Below are 18,830 nucleotides of genomic sequence, written 5' to 3'. Positions count from 1 at the left end.
TCGCGAAATGTACGCGGATTTTCGATGCCGCCCCGGAACTCGGACGCCAAACCCACTGATAAGACGCGGGAAGTCAAAGCATCGCGAAACCTCGTATCTTTAGGTTGAGAACCGCAGTAGAGCAAGTTAGTAAAACCTGCGCGCACATGGAGTGGTGAGGCGAATAACCAGCCATAAACGCTCTGTCAGTAAGTCGGGCAGGTGGTCTTAGAGCCCACGATCAAATGCTCCCACTGATGTACCGATTGTTCGAAGAGAGTTGAAGTGGTGCGCGTCCCGTTACCTCGAGCGTTTTCGGATTGTGCTCCGGTATGGTTTCGCGCCCTGCTGTAAGCATCGCCGTCGCCTCAATTGAGCAAGATTAACTTAAGAGAGAATCCCCAAGTGAGCAGGCTCCGGGGTTCATTTGGCTTGGCTGGAGCTAGGTGAGATGTCAAGCCGTCGAAGTAATTGTGCGTTTAGGGCAACTAGAAGCGTTGAAAGTGACATCAAGATCGCCCCAACTGACATTGGCAGGATGAAACTCACTTGTGCAAGAACACCCGCGGCTAGTGGCACTGAAATCAGATTGTAGCCGGCGGCCCACCAGAGATTCTGTTTCATCTTTTGGTACGACTTCTTTGAAAGGGTTATTACCGACAATACGGATCTCGGATCGGAACTAGCGAGAATTACACCCGCCGAAGCAATTGCAACATCGGTGCCTGCGCCAATCGCAATTCCGACGTCCGCCTGGGCAAGTGCCGGAGCATCATTGACGCCGTCTCCAACCATTGCAACGATGCGCCCTTCGCTTTGCAATTCTTTAACTTTCGCCGCTTTATCTTCTGGTCTCACTCCAGCGAAATACCTATCTATTCCAAGTTCTTTGGCAACAGTGCTGGCAACTGCTTCCGCGTCTCCGGTTATCATCACCACTTGCCGACCAATTTCGTGAAGATCCAAAACCGCTTGACTTGACTCTTCTCGAATTGCATCTGCCAACTGAATTGCGGCAACCACCTGGCCATCGATCGCGACGTGCAGGATTATTGAACCCTCCAACCGCCACTGATCGGCTATCGAGAGTTCGGACTGCTTGATTGAGGTGAGCATGTGTGTGCCGCCAACTCGCACTAGCGCCCCGTCAACTAATGCGCTTACACCCTCGGCTGGGGCGGATTTAAAATCCGTTGCTACCAAAGCGCTAGTAGAACTCTCATGAGCCGCATGCACAATTGCCTTAGCAATCGGGTGTTCGGAGTCCTTCTCGGCAGCGGCTGCTAATGACAAAACGTAATTCTTATCTTGTCCGGGCGACGCAAATACGGAAATCACCTCGGGGTGACCCTTGGTGAGGGTCCCGGTCTTGTCAAAAAGAATTGTGTCAACAGCGCGCATGCTCTCAAGAGCAAGCCTGTCCTTAATCAATACGCCTCCACGTGCCGCGCGTTCGGTCGAGATCGCCACCACGAGTGGAATCGCGAGACCTAAAGCGTGAGGACATGCGATGACCAAAACCGTAATTGCTCTTACCACTCCGTCATCGACGTTACCTATCAGGCTCCAAACCGTGAAGGTCACCATCGCAGCAACCAGTGCAAACCAAAACAGCCAGCCTGCGGCTCTGTCCGCAAGCAACTGAGCCCGCGAGGATGAAGTTTGCGCCTCTGCAACCATCTTTTGAATTCCAGCCAATGTTGTGCTGTCACCCACCGCAGTTATTTCAACTCGAATAGCCGAATCAGTGGCAATTGTTCCGGCCACTACGGTTTCGCCAGATGATTTCATGATTGTTTGGGATTCCCCAGTAATCATCGACTCATCTATGCTTGCAGATCCGGAACTGATAAGGCCGTCGGCAGGCACCCTAGCGCCGGGGCGGACGACGACAATGTCACCGACCTCTAGGGCCGATGGGGAAATCTTATGAATTTCCTCACCACGAACTACTTCGGCTTCATCGGGCAACAGCGCCGCCAGAGAATCTAGCGCGGAGGTGGTCTGCGCTAGTGATCGCATTTCAATCCAATGGCCAAGCAGCATAATTACAATCAGAAGGGCTAGCTCCCACCAAAAATCTAAGGCCCCATCCAGCAGGCCGAGGCTCGACCCAAGAGATGCAAAGAAGGCCACCGAAATAGCAAGGCTTATCAAAAGCATCATTCCCGGTTTTCGCGCGCCAATTTCATATCGTGCACCGTCCAAGAACGGCCAACCACCACAGCAAAACATCACGGTTCCCAGAACTGGTGAGATCAAACCCACGAAAATTTCGTCAGGTAATTGGTAGCCAAGAAACATTGAGAACATTTCCGAGAATGCAGTCACAGGAACCGCAATAATTAGCATGATCCAAAATAGGCGTCGCAATTTTTGCACGTGACCGGAGTGATCCATGTGGCTCGAATGCCCAGACTTCTCGGAATTCTTCGCGTCCTGGTCTTGCTTCATCTTCGAGTGGTCACTGGCTGGGCTGACTGGCTGGGCTGACTGGCTGGGCTGACTGGCTGGGCTGACTGGCTGGGCTGACTGGCTGGGCTGACTGGCTGGGAAGAGGTCTCAAAAGTCGTTTGTTCGTGGTCGTGCATTTTCGAGTGATCTTGCTCGTGCTTGCTCAATAGTTAGCCCCAGACTTATGTCTTCCCTTCGAACCTAGACCGCAAGGAGTGTTTCCACAAGGCATTGAACTTCCGACTAACCGCTTTGGAGAAAGGTCTTGACTGACTGGACTTGCTTCTGAAGCCACCGCTGCGTCCCTTCAAAACGGGCCGTTTATTAGTTGAGTCTCTCCCCGATAATGTGGCAGATAGTACATTTTCGTTCCCCATGAAACTGTGTAACACTGAAAAGACTCGATCAAAGGAAAAATCAAATGCCAAACGAAGAGTTTGTATTCGAAGGATCCATGGGGAAATTGTCTGGTCGGCTAAGCCTGCCCGATCAACTCGTGACGCACAGCGCAATCTTTGCCCACTGCTTCACATGCTCAAAAGACATCCCGGCGGCAAAGCGCATAACGAGCGCATTGGCGGCCCGGGGCATTGCTATCCTAAGTTTTGATTTCACAGGTCTTGGTCACTCCGATGGAGAATTCGAAAATACGAACTTTGGCTCCAATGTTGAGGATCTCCTGGCGGCCGCAAAGGCCCTGGAAGAGCGCGTCGCACCAGCGAGTCTGCTGGTGGGTCATTCTCTTGGAGGCGCGGCAGTTATTGCGGCAGCACCGAAGCTGAGTTCTGTCAAAGCTGTCGTTACTATTGGTGCACCCTCAAACCCAGAACACCTAAAGAAGCTCTTTAGTGACGCGGTTCCAGAAATCGGCGCGCAGGGCTTTGCCGAGGTTGACCTCGGCGGTCGGCCTTTCAAAATCACTCAACAGTTTGTCAACGACATTAGTACCGCCAATCTTCACGGGGCACTTCTGAAGCTAGATGCTGCTCTGTTGATCATGCACTCACCCGTGGACACCATTGTGGATGTATCCAACGCCGCAGATATCTTCAGCGCGGCTCTGCATCCAAAGTCCTATGTGTCCCTTGATGACGCCGACCACCTCATTAGCCGAGTGTCCGATGCGGAATATGCCTCCTCTGTTATTACCGCTTGGGCTAGTCGCTACCTTCCTGGTGCCCCATCCGGCAGCGACCAATCATCACCTGACGGCGATGTGATGGTCTCCGAAGTGTCCCCAGATGGCTTCGCTCAGGATCTTTTGGTCGCAGGCGTGCACCAAATGAAAGCTGACGAGCCAGAAGATGTTGGTGGCACCAATAGCGGACCAACGCCTTACCAGTTCCTAGCCGCCGGACTTGGGGCTTGCACAGCCATGACGATTCGCCTCTATGCCAGGCGCAAGAAAATACCCCTCGATCACGTCTCGGTCAGCGTCCGCCACGATAAACGCCATGCCGTCGAATGTGAAAACTGTGAGACCCCTGAATCCAAAATCGACCACTTCCAGCGGGACATTCGATTGCGTGGGGATCTAACCGAGGAGCAGATCGACTCCATGTTGGTCATCGCAGATAAATGCCCCGTGCACCGAACCCTGGAGCAACGTTCCCACATCAGCACGACTCGAGTGAAATAGCTCGGACTTAAGACTAAAAACCAGGACTTATAAATCGTTAGGCCTCTTAGGACGTGGCGACTAGACACTTTCCTGAACTCAGACTCCGCATAAGTTGCACAAAATCTACGGTCCGGTCATAAGAGCCCGGAATGTTGGCTCAGTTTTGGAACACCACAGTGAACGGGTCTAGAGTTCGACCATTTACTATCCATCGGAAATCTCTCTCTATGCCGACTGGAACACCAATAATGAGGGACGGGGCCACAGAGCTTGGATCATCACAGCTCCACATTTTTTTTGTTCTCCAAGGCAATTTTGAGGCCGTCCCTTTGCCGACATTGACCCAGCTCCCTGCCTTCAATTCCTGCAGAGTCGATGAACTAATACTGCTCCAACAAAAATCCCGAGGCCCGATCATGGCTTGGCCAATCGAACAAACTACTAGATCCTTCTGTGCAACGGAATTTACATACGTCCAGTCGCAGGAAGCGTTGCCTGAAGCCGATAATCGGTTGTTGCTCCGCCAAACATTCATCAAGGTGATATCTGGACCTGCAGCCGAAGCGCCTCGATAGTAGCGCTTCTCTGGGTCAATGAATGTTTCTTCGTTGCTGTAACAGGGGTTTCCAGGGAAGTCATAAGTGGAACTCATCAGATCACATCTGTCCGGGACATGAGCGACACCAAGGTTGTGAAAAGCTTCGTGGACCCATGTCTCAGAATAAGACTCGCGCAGTCCATGCGAAGGACCGGCACAATTGCCCTGCATTAGGGTTACCGAAATAGAGCCGGATAACTGCCCAATTCCACAGAAATCATTGACACTGGGCAACTCCACAAAAATCGAGTAAATCTTTCTGTTTTCAGTAGGCCTCTGAAAAGGAGTTCCCTGCAAAAGCCTGGACAAGTTCCCGCCATTGCCCACTATGTCCTTAATCTGAGCCTTCGTCAGTGGGCTGTCGATAAATCCAATATCAAAGACTCCATCGCTACGCCTGTCAACCTCAAAAGCCAGACCCAGCTTCGCCTGAAGCATATCTTGGCCCTCCACCAAGCTGGCCGTAATCGTGCCATTGGTGTCGACTTGAGTGTCTACTGCGTCAGACGGCTTTAAGTAGATTGGTTTTATCTGGAACCCCGCCACTGCATCGGGACGGTCTTCAATTCCTCTGGCTGAAGGGGTCTCCGCGACGCCCTTCGGAGACTTTATTGTTAGCAACACTTTTCCTGCGTAGCTTCTAGCCTGAGTCGGTTTGTTCTGAAACCAGGTGGAAAGATTTGGATTCAGCTTTAAGGCATATTCGCAGGCTGCCTTCGCCCGCTTCCGAACCGTAATGTTTACGCTCATCGACTGGTCGTAGTACCTAATGCCTGTGCAAATAAACTTTTCAGCGTTCGGGTTGGCCTTAATCGCAGCGAAAACCTGCTCTTCTTGTTTTGTGGTCAAAGTAGTGACCGAACCCGAGAAGGACGCGAGAGTCTTTTGTTCAGCCGAGTACTCGGCGGCAGCTGAGGCAAGTGGTAGTCCGGTAGCGAAAAGTAGACCTACCAATAGGAGCGCTATCCTCTTCAAAGAATCTAGCCCCCAAGGTCCATCGGTACAAATGCAGGCTTTCTAGCCTAACAGAGCAAATCATGACAACTGAACTACCCGATCTTAACTTCAGGGGACAGTGGTCAATGGCTAATTCATGCTGGAAAATACTGGAATTACCCGACATCAATGCAGTGGTTGCCTTATCGGAACTGCCACAGACACTGATGCCCTTTGGGGTTTCTTGACGGGTTACGCGTCGAAGGATAAGACCGTCATTGGACGGTGCTCAACTGGAGGGACGTCACGGAGCCTGGCCTGTGCCAAACAACCGGGCACTGGGCTGATTGACCTTTTTACGACCACAAGCCAATTTGACATCTACCGAGGGCTAGAGGAATCTGCTCGTAACCTCACTGGTTGTTGAGATAGGTTAAATCCACAAACAAATGAAAGAGGTTGTCATGAGTTTTGCAGAAGCAGTGAAGTCTTTTTGGTCGCGTTACACAATGTTCAAGGGCCGCTCACGCCGCTCAGAGTACTGGTTTATCCAGCTTTTTCTGATTATTACTAACCTTGCCGCAGCAGCTATTGATTTGGCACTTATGGGCGGCGACGTTGATCGGTTTATCGCAAACGGTGGTGGTGGCATCCTCGGCCTCATCTGGATTCTTGTCACCATCCTTCCCGCGCTAGCGGTACTCGTTCGGCGACTACACGACACCGGCAGGAGTGGATGGTGGGCATTGATAGGACTTGTACCTCTAGTTGGAGGCGTTGTCCTGTTTGTGTTCTCCGTCTTGGACTCAACTGCCGAGGAAAACCAGTACGGGGCCCCTGTAAAGTAAAGGACTTTGCCTAACCAACACGGACTCTGATTCTTAGGTTTGTTTAGGGGTTGCGCTCCAGCGCAAACGAAAATCAGAGGATGATGCCCAAAAGAGGAGCACCCAGTCCGCGGTCAGCTCCCATCTCGATCGCGGTACTTCGTGCCGTCTCTGACTAAGAAGTAAAGTAGGAGGAATGCAATTTAGTAGAACTTTGAAATACATCAGTCTCGGCCTGGTGTCGCTATTGACCTTGGCAGGATGCGTATCCTCTGTCGACAGCTCGAACTCTCCGCAAGTGACCCAACAACCGGAGTCTGAACAGTCAGATTCGACAAGACTTACCGGCACCAGCGGCTATCTACCCGGCACTTACCTGCCTGAGCACTGTGATGGCGTTGCCCCGGAGGCAATCCCTGTCTTTGAAAATTTGATCAGTGAGCTAGATGCCGAGAACTGCATTGCCCCGTACACCTCTGTGATCAAAATGCAGGGGGCCGAGGTGATAACCGCCGAGTTGGCCGGTCCAGATGTGTTTGGCGTCTCGCAGTACCTACGGGTCTATAGGCTCCTCGAAAGAATTCCGACAGTTAGTTCATTTGGGCAGTGGGGTCAATGGATTGGCAATGACGCTCATCATTCCTTACCCTTTAATTCGATCGAAGGCGGACTCTTTGTCGACGACAAGATGGGAAGAAGCTACTACCCGAAATACATGGCGTCTGCAGCAACCCATGGATACAGCGGCGATAGCGATACCGGTGGTGGTTGGGGTTTTTACGAGAGAAGGATTTCCTGCGACGTGCTTGGCCGAGTGACACTGTCCAACAAAATGCTGGTGCCACCGCACTTGATTTCCTTCGATGAAAATCAAGAAGGATTCGAAAATGACGGAGGGATCTCGGTCGGAACGGCTTGGGCTGCGCTTCCAATTATCGGCAATGAGTTTGGAGCCGTGAGTCCTGGGGATTCACCTGGGCTACTCACCTGGACCTTCGTCATTGATTCAGCAAACTACTCAGGCCCCCTTATCGCCTACACACCTCAACACTGGAACCTGAGGATGACCAGGTGGAACATCCTCGAGATGTTGGAGTCCGTCTTCAATTGGACTGTTGGGGATTCGATAGCTGACCCATCGGGCCAGGCGTTGGTCGATTTTTTGAGCGAAGAGATTACAGAGACCGAAATGCTAGTCAAAATTCAAAATCAGTCCTGGTACAAGGATTGGTGGGCAGACTCCAATAAAACACACGGTGTCTCACCCGCTGAGAAGTATGTGCCAACCGGGATCGAAATGCCTCCTGTCCCACTTTTTGCTATGGAGGAGGATGGCAAGACATTTATAAAGAGCTACCCACCTAAGGTTCCGAACACTTTTGACCAAGAGCCAATTGCTCAGAATATTCAGACCTTTGACGCAAAGCTCATTTCAGCTTTTACCGACACCTTCAAGTCAACCGCGAAGGACTCCTCCTGGAAGAAGACCTTCAAGGATCTCGGGATCCCCATGCATGTTGAGCGAAACGAGAGAACCGGACCACTGGTTGAATTTTTCGGTCTCAAGGTAATGGGCGAGGACTACTACGACGGCTCCACCATCAACTTCAACGTTCCACTGCTTGCTGCCACCCAGAAAGGTGAAACAAGCATCGTGATTGACTGGACATCTACTCCCAAGGCCGAAAGGGAAATAGCCAGCTACTACGAGGTGGTAGGAGAGAAGGTCATTGGGGTCACCGAGTCAGAAGTACCCGAAGCATTGCGACTTTTAGATTACGGAAATCTAGAAAACCCGACTAATCTGCAGAACCATTTCGACAACATTGAGCTTCCGGGTGATGACACTTTTAATACCGACTGCTGGGTCTGTGAGGACCCAAATGGGTGCGACAAGGAAATCCACCAGACTACTTTGGATGATGGCAGCGTCATCAGCTACCGCTGGTACCGATTTATCGACCAGCCAGTTTTCTGGAACATGAAGCGCGAGTACCCGGAGTTTTATACCAATTCCTACCTAGCAGACCTGCAGATGACTATGGAAAACATGCATAGGAATTGGGATGGCAGCGTGAACTTGCTGGAACGACCGGCTGATCAGGCGCGCTTCCACCTGGCAGAAATTGACCACGGGCTAATTCTGGATCCCCCAGCCGGCAAGGAAGTTGGCTGGGTTCCGATAGTGACGCAGGTCGAACACCCAGATGGTGTTTGGCAAGACGAGATCATTCAACCCGAGTCCGATAATGGACCTTGGTTGAGGCGCTAGAAGACCAAGCGATACAGCCACATAACGCTGACAAGATAGCGCCTCCGGGATTCGAATTGACGGTGCTCTCTGCGCCCGCCTAGCCGAACTTTTACTCGGACGGTGCGAGAATTTTAGCCAAAGTCAAGTCCTTGCTCGGCATAACATCCGAGGCATCAACAACGTCACCTTCAAACCAGTCTTCACCACTGTCGACTGCTGGGTACTGATTCAGCGAGGTGTAAAAATCCTCAGAAGTCATCCCAAAAACGTCTAAGAATGGTGTTGCCGAATTGGGCTTGGCGGGAGCCGTCAAAATAAGGCTAAAGGCTTGAGCCTCAGAGATCCCCTGGGTCTTTTGTAGCTCCTTCGCGAAAGCCAGCAACATGAATGCGGATGTATTGAGATCAAGCTCTCCGCCAGCAGCACCACCATCACGGTCGTAAAGCTCAAAATCTGACGGGTTACTTAGGCCGGTGGCGATAACGGGAAACAAGTTGCTGTCGAAGTTGCTCCTGTCATAGTGCTCTGCAACATATAGCTCCTCGACGACTTGCGCGCCGCCTTCCCACATCCAAACCGGCCAAGAATCACCTACAGGCGGAGAATCCGCCATCCAGGCGCCCCTTTGATACACATGCCAATACTCATGAGCAATGACGGAGAATCTGTGCAGGTCGTCGTATTCAAACTCATCTTGATATATTTCCAGAATCATCCAAGTATTCGTTCCGTCACCGGAAATACTAGTGCCCTCCATACCTGGTCTCTCCACAGGCCAAGGGTTATCAACAGCATTACTCCAGGCATAGATGCTCATGGGTGACTTAACGGAGTACTCATTGGTTTCTGAGTCCCTGAAGTCATGAAGGCACGGAGAAATTGGGGCAACCTCCTGAAGGTTGGCTATGATCACACCAAACTCAAGCCGCCAAGCCTCAGGCAGGCTGTCATCTAATTGAGTTGCAAATCCAAAAGCGCCCTTTGGGTGTGCGGCGGCAGGATCGCATACTTCCGCAACCTCAGTCTCTGTAGTCTCAGACTGCGCCGCTTGAGTTTCCCCATCCTCGGTGATCGGCTCCGCGGCGCTGCAGCCAGCGACAAAAATAAGCGCTGCGGCAATAGTCAAGCTGATGGCTGTTCTCATTTGCGACCTAATTTCCCCATTACGCGTCTAGGCTAACGTTTTTCGACAACCCACAAGTCACGCATACCAATTCATACCAGCCGTTGGTGCTGAAGTGTGGGGACATTGACAGCAACCCACTCAAAATACCGTCGAGCTGGACGGATTTGAACCAGCGGCTTCTCGCCCCCCAGTTACCTGCAGGTTGTTCGTGGTTGTTCGTAAGTGTTCGTGGCTGTTCGGAAATCGCGTTCGTTCAGGAGTGCGAACACCGCCGAATAATGCTCTAGCGGGTGGATGCCTGGGAAGACATTCTGGTCAGGGCCTTCTCTTTGCGAGAGAGATTTAGAGACCCGAAGGCAGAGAGTTTTCGTTATTGCTCCGGCAGACTTAGGGACATCGAGACGCTGCGCTAATAATTAGTCTTTTCCTCCAGAGGCGTGAAAAATGCTGTTAGGCAAAGCTAATAGTTGGGAAACTTCACTAAGGACGAAAACTTTTCCTTTGGGAAGATTTCCGCGTAGGCCGACTCTCCGTCTTGACCAGACGTACTGACAAACCACTCTTTATGTTGGCGATAGAAATCCGTCATGGACATTCCAATATTTTTCTGAAAAGCCTCCTCGAAATCCATCTCGCGAAAGTCTCTTGGAATGTCAACGAACACTGCTTGATAACTGGACAATGAAGCCAAATGAGCTATTGCAATTTCGTAAGGCGGCGTGCATTCTGTTTCTGTGTCGTACCTTTCACCGGTACTTAGATCATGCTCAGGGCACCTTTTGAGTTGATCACTCGCGCCCCATTGCCAAACTTGGGGATCGGTGCGCCATTGATAGTCGTCGGGGACCCCTTGCTGGAAAATTGAAAAACTAGGGGCATTTTCCTCTATCCAGAGAAATGAAAATAGGCTTGCCGTGCCTTCGACCCACCATGTCGGAGCACTAACGTGCGGGCTAGCCTGGTAATCCAAGTGCTTCTGTCCCGCCATATTGACCTGGAACCAGTGGAAGTATTCGTGAGCTACCCCCGTATAGGTGTCATAACGGGCCGACTCTTTAGTTAAGCCTCCAGGATTTTTTCCAACGTAGAAGTACCAGTCTTTCTCGTTTAGACAGATACCGAATTTATTTAGGCCGTTTCCAACAGTGCTGAGGCAATTCTGTTCTAGATCATCGAAAGTGTCTATGGAACGGTAAGCAGGGGTAAATCGGTTCAAGTCTTCAATAATTGCCGAGGAGTTTTCCCACGTCGAAAAAATGTAAGTGTTGAAGCCGGAATATCCGCCCACAAAGGCATTTAGGTTCGCCATTACTTCTCGGTACTCAGCTTCGTAGCCAGGGTCTATGTCCGATGCAGCCATGTAAAGCTGAACAGGTTCATCTACCGCCACACCAAACGAAAGGTTTTGCGGCCCATCGACTGTAATTTCCCCGCTGGCACAGCCGGAGAGGATAAGTGTTGCGGCCAAAATAAATGAGCAATTAGATAATTTCACAAGCATAATTTTATAATGCTGGGATACCTAAATCGGACCTGATAATTGCGCGCTACGGCCTTCCAGCAAAGTAGCTCACATCGGAGATTATGGCTCCAGCACTTTTGATACCCCGTCGGGCTGGCGGGATTTGAACCCGCGACCCCTTGTCCCCTGAGTTACATCATGAATGGTTTCCCTTCACACTGGGATTAATAACTAGGCGACTTAACGTCAACTCCAGCTTATCTAAGCAGATTTAGGGCTAGTGGTAAGGAACAGAGGCGCGCCCGAAGGGGTCACAGGCGCCTCTAAATCGTTACCTTGCTTGGATAGTTTCTGCCAAATGAGACGTCCATTGGTCCTTTTGGCTGGTTAAGCTGAAGTACTGAACTAACTAATTCAAGGGAGAATGCTTATGGTCTTGGAAACGCTTTTAGTGCTGCTGGTATTGGGCGCGGCGGCCGCAAGTGTGCTCAGTTTTTTTGTTGTGCGATCCAAAAAGCGTCAACCGGAAGAGAACAGTAAACCCGACGCCGACAATCCACAGTGGGACGACAAGTAGATTTTGCAGTGATCACTGGTCGAAACGGCTGTTATTCCCTCTCGCACTCGCTGTGAATAACGAATGCGCATGGCGATCAAACCGGAATAATATCTGGAGATGAATTGCGACCTATGACGCAAGAACGAACCCCTACGAGCGTTCAAACTGCACTCCGGCTGGATTCTTGTTTACTGGGATTGCGACCCCAGGTCATTGCTCGAATCATTCTGAGCCACTTCCAAAGTCCGTCGCTACCTACTGATCCCTGAACCAGCCGCTGGAGAGATCTATGAAAAACTTCACCACATAACGGTTTTTTAGATTTGAAGCGTTTGGACGAAGGTAGTCTGAAATTAGTGCAATACACAATTACTTAGTTCTTGGTCGAGCTGGAAATTGCACCAAGGGGGCATGACATGGGGATAAGTCCAACGATCATTACTGCCGTTCCAGACGGGGCACCATCTGTCACCATAAAGGCAGCTGCGATTTACTTTTCGGCTAAATTCGTCGAAGTCGCGAATCTAGAGCAGGCCGAATGGTGCCGGCTAATTGAGCAGGACAGCGACGATTGTTGGGTTGGCTTTAAATTCTCCGTAGGCGAAAGGCCGATGGATTCACTGCGGTTTGAGCCAAATGGTTCGGCTGGTAAAAGTCGTATTGTCCGGACAGGCGCGTTTATTAATGGAAGCCCTTTATTAGGGCAGACCGCTAAGAAAGAAGGGCTCGAAAGCACTTTTGAGTTGACTCTTGACCGTCGCAAGGAAGTTTGGTTTACAAGGCTACGGCCTACGTTTGAGAGAATGGCGCTCTACGAAAATAGTTCTTCTATCCCGTCTGAGGCGAAGGGTATTTACCGTTACCTCGATGTCAACGATGAGCTCCTATATTTAGGTAAAGGGAACATCAGGGACTGCCTTGACTCCAGGGGTAGGGACGAATGGGGCATACATAAAATTGAGTTTTCGATTATCGCCAACGACGAGGATTCATTGAGGTGGATGCACCACTTCGTGACAGAGTACAGGTCTAATCATGGCGAAATGCCGGCCATGAAAAGGATAAGGGGACTCGAACTCCCCTAGCAGCTTGACAGTTTCAAGTCAGGCTCGCTTCGTAGCAAAGCTGAGGCCACCAGCTATCCGCGGATACTTAAGGAGTTATTTAAGGGGAAATTCCCCTCCAATACGCTTCATATCCCGTCGGGCTGGCGGGATTTGAACCCGCGGCCCCTTGTCCCCCAGACAAGTGCGCTACCAAGCTGCGCTACAGCCCGTTGCCGCTAGACAACTCACGAAAGCCTATTGGATGGCTTTGCCCCTGAGATACCGTTCCAGGCCAATTGTTAGAGAAACGACCCCTGCTCCCAGCAATAACGCTATTACTGGGACAGTTGGGTCCGTGACGCCTAGGGGCTCGCGGTTTTGATCTTGCCATGGCCAGAGCGCTCGAAGCGATCCGATCATCAGGCCAATCATCAAGCTAAGAGTTAGGGCGCGGTAGTTATCCAGGAACCATTTCATGACCATTGCAAAGCTCAGGAGGCCGATAATCGCTCCGATAACAAACAGGCCTAGGTATCCAAGGTCACGGTTGTTTACCGCTGCGATAGTTGGCCCATACATTCCCACCGCCAGCAAGAAAAAAGACCCGGAAACACCCGGCAGGACCAGCGCGCAGACAGCCAATCCTGCAAACAGAACAATTTGCCAGGCAACGGGATTGTCCAGGCCGGCATTTGGCACAGAGGTTAACCCGAAAGCAGCTGTCCCCCCAATAATCAGAATGACCAAGTGAATTGACCGAAAGTTTTTTCCAATGAGTCTTATCGGAACATAAAGCGAAGCTACGAGCATGCCCGCGAACGCGGCACGAACGATTTCTGGTTCCGTATCTAGAAGTGGTTCCAAAACCGACGCCGTCGTAAGGATCGCCAGAATCATTCCGAATAATATCGGAAGCAAAATCGTGAATCTGATTTCGCGAAATAGCTTGCCGGCATCTTTAGGCTTGCCGCGGAGTAAAAACCCAAAGGCTCGAACTAGATTAGAAATGCCGTTGATAATGTGTTCGTAAACACCCACTATGAGCGCAACTGTCCCACCGGAAACTCCCGGAATTACCTCGGCCGTTCCAATGAGCATGCCCCTCAGGGCGTTACCGGCAAACAGCGAAGGCTTCACTAGCGAAGCCTTTTACGGCGCTCTCTGACCCTTACGCCAAGCTCAACCGGAGAGCCCTCAAAGCCATAGGTTTCGCGAAGTTTACGAATAATGAACCTTCGGTAGCCGGCCTCCAAGAAACCGGTGGAAAACACAACAAACTTTGGTGGTCTGGCGGCAGCCTGCGTGCCAAACAGGATTCTAGGCTGCTTGCCGCCCCTAATTGGGTGCGGATTGGAAGCCTGAATCTCCTGCAAGAACGCATTGAACTTGCCGGTTGGTACTCTCTTGTCCCAAGACTCTAGAGCGACCTCTAGGGCTGGAACCAGTTTCTCCAAGTGCCTACCGGTCAAAGCCGACAGGTTAACTCTCGGAGCCCAGTCAACGTGAGCCAAATCTGATTCGATTTCTTTTTCAAGATACATGCGGCGCTCATCATCAAGTGAGTCCCACTTATTGAAAGCCAAAACCAGTGCTCGACCAGATTCCAAGCCCAGCTGAACGATTCTGACATCGGCCTCACTGATCGGCTGTGTGACATCAAACAGCACCACAGCAACTTCTGAGCGCTCGAGCGCTGCTGCGGTTCTCAACGCAGCATAGAAGTCCGCGCCCTGCGCCTTGTGAAGCTTCTTGCGAATACCGGCGGTGTCAACAAAGCGCCAAGTCTTTCCAGCAATTTCGACCTGCTCGTCAATTGGATCGCGAGTGGTCCCGGCTAATTCGTTCACGACTGCACGGTTAGTTCCAGTTGCCTTGTTTAGCAGCGAGCTCTTACCAACATTTGGGCGACCGATAAGTGCGACTCGTCTGGGTCCAGAATATTCAGCTTCGGCTACTTCGGACTTTTCAGGAAGCATCTTTAGAGCGGCATCTAATAAATCCGCGACTCCGCGACCGTGCAGGGCGGAAACCGGGAAGGGCTCCCCCAGTCCTAGTGACCACAAGCTTGCTGCCTCTGGCTCGAGGTGCAGGTCGTCAATCTTATTAGCTACCAAAATTACCGGCTTGCCGCTTGCGCGCAACATTTGAACTACTCGCTCATCAGATGCAGTTGGGCCAACCATTGCATCGACGATAAACAGAACTCCGTCAGATAGCTCTACGGCCACTTCGGCCTGAGCGGCTACCGCTAAATCGATACCCTTGGCGTCAATCTCCCAGCCACCGGTGTCGACAAGAGTTATGGGCTTACCGTTCCATTCAGCCTTGTAGGACACTCGATCTCGAGTGACCCCCGGCTTGTCCTCAACAACTGCTTCTCTCCGGCCCAAGATTCTGTTAACGAGAGCGGACTTGCCAACATTTGGCCGTCCCACGATTGCGAGAACTGGAGGGGCGGTGTGAAAGCCCTCTTCTGGGCTGTCGGCCAATTCAAGATCTAGAAGACCAATGTCTTCTTGATCAAGCTCGTAGTCGACGAGCTCATCCTTCAGAAGACCAGCCTTGGCCTCTTCTAAGTTGTCTGAATCGCTCACTTATTCACGTCCCTAATCATCTTTACCAACGCAGCAACGCTGCGCTGAAAATCCATCTCGGTTGTATCCAGCAAACTGACACCCTCACCTGGGGTTATGAAGTCAACAATTTGACCATCAGATAAATCTCGCTTGAGGATATTGCCAGCAGGCTCAGTTCCATCTAAGCCCCGGCGCTCTAGCCTAACGCTTGGGCTTGCAGTTAGCAGAACTTTTAATATTGCCTGGGGCGCGACCACCGTTGTTATGTCGCGGCCCTCTACGATGATGCCCCGTTTTAGACAGTCGTTAATTCTTTTTTTAGCATCCTGAAGCTGAAGGTTTCTAACCAGCTGCTCTTTGGCAACAGCGCTCACAGCTTCTGATACCGCCGCTGTCCTGATTTCTGCTGTTACATCAACACCTGCAAGCATGACCAGCTCACTATCCGGGTCGATTGAAATCGAATAGTCAAAGCTTCCGATCAATCGATCCAGCTCTAAGCCTGGAAAGTTGGACTTATGAATTGCGAAAGCCCTATAGCCGGCTCCCGTGTCCAGATAACCGAAGCCCAACTCCCGAGCAGCAGCCTTGGAGACGCTAGATTTACCGGAACCAGCAGGTCCATCAATGGCAATTACCACTTCAGCCATTAGGCCAGCCGCCAACCGTTTTGCACAAGCTGTGCCATCAACTTTTCCTGAACTGCAGGTAGGACTTGCATCTCCACTAGGCCGATTGCTGCTCCCGGCGAGTGCTCGAGCTTTATGTCTTCCAGGTTCACGCCGATTTCGCCCACAAATGTCAGGAGCGCTGCAAGAGCACCAGGTGAATCGTCGATCAACGCCGTGACAGTTTTGTATTCAAGATACTTTCCGCCGTGTTTACCTGGAATCGCCGAAACCCCATGGTTTCCAGCCGCCAGCAGCGAATGAATAACCGCAAGGGAACTGGATTCGTCAGAGTTCTGAAACGATTCCACGAGGTTGTTTATGTCTTTACTAAATTCCACCAGTAGCGGCCCTATTGAAGCTGAATTTTGACTCAAAATCTGCAGCCATAAATCTGGGTCACTAGCAGCTATCCGGGTAGTGTCTCGAAGGCCTTGACCTGCCAGGTTTAGATCTGCATTTGATCCACTCGAAAGCCTTGCTGCGAGCGCCGATGACACAAGCTGGGGCAAGTGTGAAACCAACGCGACCGAACCATCATGTTCTTGAGCAGACATCACAACCGGCAGTGCATCAAGCATTAGCGCAAGTTCAGTCACGAGCTCCAGCTGCGTGCTAGAAGAAGAGTCGTTAGGGGTAATCACCCACGGCCTGGCAAAGAATAGGTCCGCTCTTGCACCCTTCGGACCAGCGGTTTCTCTGCCTGCCATTGGGTGAGAGCCTATGTAACGAGCAGAGTCTGACGCTGCTTGAAGCTTTACCTCGTTAGCAATCGTTACCTTTACGCTTGCCACGTCGGTTACCACGGCATTTTTGTGCTCTGCAAGTTGCTCACAAATAACCTTTGCAGTCAGATCCGGTGGCACGCACACAATTACAAGATCTGGCTCAACAGAAGAATCAATGCCTGCACCGTATTCGATGGCCAAGGCAAGGTTTGCCTTCGAGTGGTCACTCAAGGAAGCAATAACGCCTTTTCGGGCGAGCGCTAATCCAAGGCTGGTGCCAATAAGACCAGCCCCAACTATTTTTATCGCTTGGTTCACTGGGCTAAATCTTGCCTGAGGGCTTGCGCGCCTCTGAGGTAGACATGTTGAATCTGAGAACGTGCGGTCTTGGTGTCAACGTGCATCATCAATCGAATGACTCTAGGCATAGCTCCAGCGACGTTCATCTCTACGCTGCACATTAGAGGGACATCCCCTAGCCCAAGCTCTCTAGCTGCTACCGCTGGAAACTCACTTGTAATATCCGGGGTGGCTGTAAACCACACTGAGATCAAGTCTGCACTCTCAAGAGAATTGGCGTGCATGACCTTGGTAACCAGTTCAGCCGTGGCTTGCAACAGATTACTTCTGTCATCTGCGTCAATTTGGATGGCGCCCCTAATCGCACGAACTGCCATTAGCGCCTCCTTGACTTCTCGCCGTCCTGACCAACCTTCATCAGTGAACCAACCTCAAGCTTACTAAGCTCCCGGAACTGTCCGACCTTAGTGTTACCGAGCCTTAGCGGCCCAAAGCTCTTTCGGGTTAGGTCTAACACTGGGTGGCCGAGTGCCTCCATCATGCGCCTGACTATTCGGTTTTTCCCGGAGTGCATAACTAGCTCCAAAAGCGTGGAGGTATCGTTCTGGTCCAGAATCTTGGCGCTGTCTGGCTTCGCAAGCCCATCCTCTAAACGGACACCATCTTTTAGCTTCTGCATTTCGACTCTGCCAAGGACTCCCTTGACTTTGGCGACGTAGAGCTTCTCAACTTCGTAGCTGGGGTGAGCAAGCTGGTTAGCAAGTTCGCCATCATTGGTCATAAGAATCAAACCGGTAGTTTCGGCGTCTAGTCTGCCGACGTTGAAAACACGATCCATCCCTATAAAGTAATCCGCCAGGCAGTTTCTGCCGTTTTCGTCTGCCATTGTGGAGACAACGCCCCTGGGCTTATGGAACGCGTAGTACACCCGGTCTGGGTCCATCTGAACTGGCTTGTGATCCACTTCGACATTGTCTTCCAATGGCCGAACTCGACTTCCAAGCTCGGTAACAACTTTGCCGTTGACCTTCACCCTTCCCTTGACGATTAGGTCCTCTGAGGCACGCCTGGATGCAATACCAGCCGCGGAAAGGGCTTTTTGAAGCCTTATTCCTTCGGGCTTACCTTCTTGCTTATCTTCTCGATTACTCAATGCCATCCTGATCTGGGAGGTAGGGGCTAATTGCTGGAAGCTCATCTAGTGAATTGATGCCCAATACCTCTAACAGCATCTGAGTCGTTCCAAACATTGCGGCACCGGTGTCTAAATCGGTGTAAAGCTCGGTAACCAAACCCCTTGACATCAGCGTCCGCACGACTGAATCAACGTTTACCCCCCTAATAGAGGACACTTGACCACGAGAAATTGGCTGCCGATAGGCGACTACCGACAGGGTTTCCAACGCAGCATGGCTCAGCTTCGATGGGTTTTCGTTGGCAACCAGTTGCCTGACGGCCCAATCGTGGGCCTGGCGAACGTAAATACGCCATCCGCCCCCTACTTCTCGAAGCTCAAAACCTCGACCGGCACCCTCGTGAGCACTCTCGTAGTCTGCGACAAGTGAATCAATCTCTTTTTTTACTTCACCGATCGGTGCTTCAAGTGCTCCGGCAAGAGTTATTAGGTTTAGTGGCGTTTCAGCCACGACAAGAAGTGCCTCTAGGCCAGCGCGTAGCTCGAAGTCATTTCTCATTA

At 51.3% G+C, this 18,830-nt stretch carries 16 protein-coding genes and 1 tRNA gene; 5 read left to right on the top strand and 12 right to left on the bottom strand.

Going from position 1 to position 18,830, the window contains the following annotated elements; all coding sequences use genetic code 11:
- Nucleotides 1-402: 402 nt before the first annotated feature.
- Nucleotides 403-2,433 (bottom strand): heavy metal translocating P-type ATPase, encoded by a 2,031-nt coding sequence (locus ABXT50_RS02470; protein WP_415274591.1) that lies wholly within the window; start codon nt 2,431-2,433, stop codon nt 403-405.
- Nucleotides 2,434-2,854: 421 nt separating this feature from the next.
- On the opposite strand from ABXT50_RS02470, the gene ABXT50_RS02465 reads away from it, so the two are divergent.
- On the top strand, nt 2,855-4,072 hold the full coding sequence (locus tag ABXT50_RS02465; protein ID WP_415274590.1) for an alpha/beta fold hydrolase: 1,218 nt from the start codon (nt 2,855-2,857) through the stop codon (nt 4,070-4,072).
- Nucleotides 4,073-4,211: 139 nt separating this feature from the next.
- Here the strand turns inward: ABXT50_RS02465 and ABXT50_RS02460 are convergent, their stop codons facing one another.
- The gene (locus ABXT50_RS02460) at nt 4,212-5,606 is read right to left on the bottom strand and encodes a hypothetical protein (protein WP_415274589.1); all 1,395 of its coding nucleotides are present in this window, start codon (nt 5,604-5,606) and stop codon (nt 4,212-4,214) included.
- Between the two features lie 446 nt (nt 5,607-6,052).
- Here ABXT50_RS02460 and ABXT50_RS02455 point away from each other — a divergent pair, with 446 nt between their 5' ends.
- On the top strand, nt 6,053-6,436 hold the full coding sequence (locus tag ABXT50_RS02455) for a DUF805 domain-containing protein (RefSeq protein WP_415274588.1): 384 nt from the start codon (nt 6,053-6,055) through the stop codon (nt 6,434-6,436).
- A gap of 175 nt (nt 6,437-6,611) precedes the next feature.
- Nucleotides 6,612-8,687, top strand: a complete 2,076-nt coding sequence (locus ABXT50_RS02450; RefSeq protein WP_415274587.1) for a hypothetical protein — start codon at nt 6,612-6,614, stop codon at nt 8,685-8,687.
- A 91-nt stretch (nt 8,688-8,778) separates the two neighbouring features.
- Here ABXT50_RS02450 and ABXT50_RS02445 read toward each other — a convergent pair whose 3' ends face one another.
- Both ABXT50_RS02445 and ABXT50_RS02440 read right to left on the bottom strand, forming a co-directional pair.
- Nucleotides 8,779-9,813 (bottom strand): hypothetical protein, encoded by a 1,035-nt coding sequence (locus tag ABXT50_RS02445; RefSeq protein WP_415274586.1) that lies wholly within the window; start codon nt 9,811-9,813, stop codon nt 8,779-8,781.
- Between the two features lie 442 nt (nt 9,814-10,255).
- On the bottom strand, nt 10,256-11,290 hold the full coding sequence (locus tag ABXT50_RS02440) for a hypothetical protein (RefSeq protein WP_415274585.1): 1,035 nt from the start codon (nt 11,288-11,290) through the stop codon (nt 10,256-10,258).
- Between the two features lie 403 nt (nt 11,291-11,693).
- On the opposite strand from ABXT50_RS02440, the gene ABXT50_RS02435 reads away from it, so the two are divergent.
- Complete coding sequence (locus ABXT50_RS02435; RefSeq protein WP_415274584.1) at nt 11,694-11,834, top strand: hypothetical protein; 141 nt, start codon at nt 11,694-11,696, stop codon at nt 11,832-11,834.
- A gap of 398 nt (nt 11,835-12,232) precedes the next feature.
- Nucleotides 12,233-12,901: a hypothetical protein gene (locus ABXT50_RS02430; protein ID WP_415274583.1), complete on the top strand. Its 669-nt coding sequence runs from the start codon at nt 12,233-12,235 to the stop codon at nt 12,899-12,901.
- Between the two features lie 117 nt (nt 12,902-13,018).
- Here ABXT50_RS02430 and ABXT50_RS02425 read toward each other — a convergent pair.
- The 8 genes from ABXT50_RS02425 to scpB all read right to left on the bottom strand — a co-directional run bounded on the left by ABXT50_RS02425 (nt 13,019) and on the right by scpB (nt 18,828).
- Nucleotides 13,019-13,092: transfer RNA gene (locus ABXT50_RS02425), tRNA-Pro, on the bottom strand.
- A gap of 25 nt (nt 13,093-13,117) precedes the next feature.
- Nucleotides 13,118-13,999, bottom strand: coding sequence for a DUF368 domain-containing protein (locus tag ABXT50_RS02420; RefSeq protein ID WP_415274582.1), 882 nt, complete (start codon nt 13,997-13,999; stop codon nt 13,118-13,120).
- A complete protein-coding gene (gene der, locus ABXT50_RS02415) occupies nt 13,999-15,456 on the bottom strand; it encodes a ribosome biogenesis GTPase Der (protein WP_415274581.1) in 1,458 nt (485 codons plus the stop codon). Before der ends, ABXT50_RS02420 begins: the two co-directional genes overlap by 1 nt.
- Nucleotides 15,453-16,088, bottom strand: a complete 636-nt coding sequence (locus ABXT50_RS02410; RefSeq protein WP_415274580.1) for a (d)CMP kinase — start codon at nt 16,086-16,088, stop codon at nt 15,453-15,455. Before ABXT50_RS02410 ends, der begins: the two co-directional genes overlap by 4 nt.
- On the bottom strand, nt 16,088-17,152 hold the full coding sequence (locus ABXT50_RS02405) for a prephenate dehydrogenase (protein WP_415274579.1): 1,065 nt from the start codon (nt 17,150-17,152) through the stop codon (nt 16,088-16,090). The genes ABXT50_RS02410 and ABXT50_RS02405 overlap by 1 nt, the downstream gene beginning before the upstream one ends.
- On the bottom strand, nt 17,149-17,511 hold the full coding sequence (gene aroH, locus ABXT50_RS02400; protein ID WP_415274578.1) for a chorismate mutase: 363 nt from the start codon (nt 17,509-17,511) through the stop codon (nt 17,149-17,151). The genes ABXT50_RS02405 and aroH overlap by 4 nt, the downstream gene beginning before the upstream one ends.
- Entirely contained in the window at nt 17,511-18,293 is a 783-nt protein-coding gene (locus tag ABXT50_RS02395) for a pseudouridine synthase (protein WP_415274577.1), read from the bottom strand. The genes aroH and ABXT50_RS02395 overlap by 1 nt, the downstream gene beginning before the upstream one ends.
- Entirely contained in the window at nt 18,280-18,828 is a 549-nt protein-coding gene (scpB, locus tag ABXT50_RS02390; protein ID WP_415274576.1) for an SMC-Scp complex subunit ScpB, read from the bottom strand. The genes ABXT50_RS02395 and scpB overlap by 14 nt, the downstream gene beginning before the upstream one ends.
- Between the last annotated feature and the right edge of the window lie 2 nt (nt 18,829-18,830).

Origin of the sequence: Aquiluna sp. Uisw_065, from assembly GCF_047731275.1 — a bacterium.
In the GTDB taxonomy this organism is placed as follows: domain Bacteria; phylum Actinomycetota; class Actinomycetes; order Actinomycetales; family Microbacteriaceae; genus Aquiluna.
Note: the sequence above shows the minus strand (reverse complement) of the source record. Positions and strands in the feature narration are given on the sequence as shown.

Bases quoted from the DNA above. Each gene is read 5' to 3' on its own strand.
- ABXT50_RS02470 (WP_415274591.1), bottom strand. From the start codon at position 2,433: ATGAAGCAAGACCAGGACGCGAAGAATTCCGAGAAGTCTGGGCATTCG.
- ABXT50_RS02465 (WP_415274590.1), top strand. From the start codon at position 2,855: ATGCCAAACGAAGAGTTTGTATTCGAAGGATCCATGGGGAAATTGTCT.
- ABXT50_RS02455 (WP_415274588.1), top strand. From the start codon at position 6,053: ATGAGTTTTGCAGAAGCAGTGAAGTCTTTTTGGTCGCGTTACACAATG.
- ABXT50_RS02450 (WP_415274587.1), top strand. From the start codon at position 6,612: ATGCAATTTAGTAGAACTTTGAAATACATCAGTCTCGGCCTGGTGTCG.
- ABXT50_RS02445 (WP_415274586.1), bottom strand. From the start codon at position 9,813: ATGAGAACAGCCATCAGCTTGACTATTGCCGCAGCGCTTATTTTTGTC.
- ABXT50_RS02430 (WP_415274583.1), top strand. From the start codon at position 12,233: ATGGGGATAAGTCCAACGATCATTACTGCCGTTCCAGACGGGGCACCA.
- ABXT50_RS02410 (WP_415274580.1), bottom strand. From the start codon at position 16,088: ATGGCTGAAGTGGTAATTGCCATTGATGGACCTGCTGGTTCCGGTAAA.
- aroH (WP_415274578.1), bottom strand. From the start codon at position 17,511: ATGGCAGTTCGTGCGATTAGGGGCGCCATCCAAATTGACGCAGATGAC.
- ABXT50_RS02395 (WP_415274577.1), bottom strand. From the start codon at position 18,293: ATGGCATTGAGTAATCGAGAAGATAAGCAAGAAGGTAAGCCCGAAGGA.
- scpB (WP_415274576.1), bottom strand. From the start codon at position 18,828: ATGAGAAATGACTTCGAGCTACGCGCTGGCCTAGAGGCACTTCTTGTC.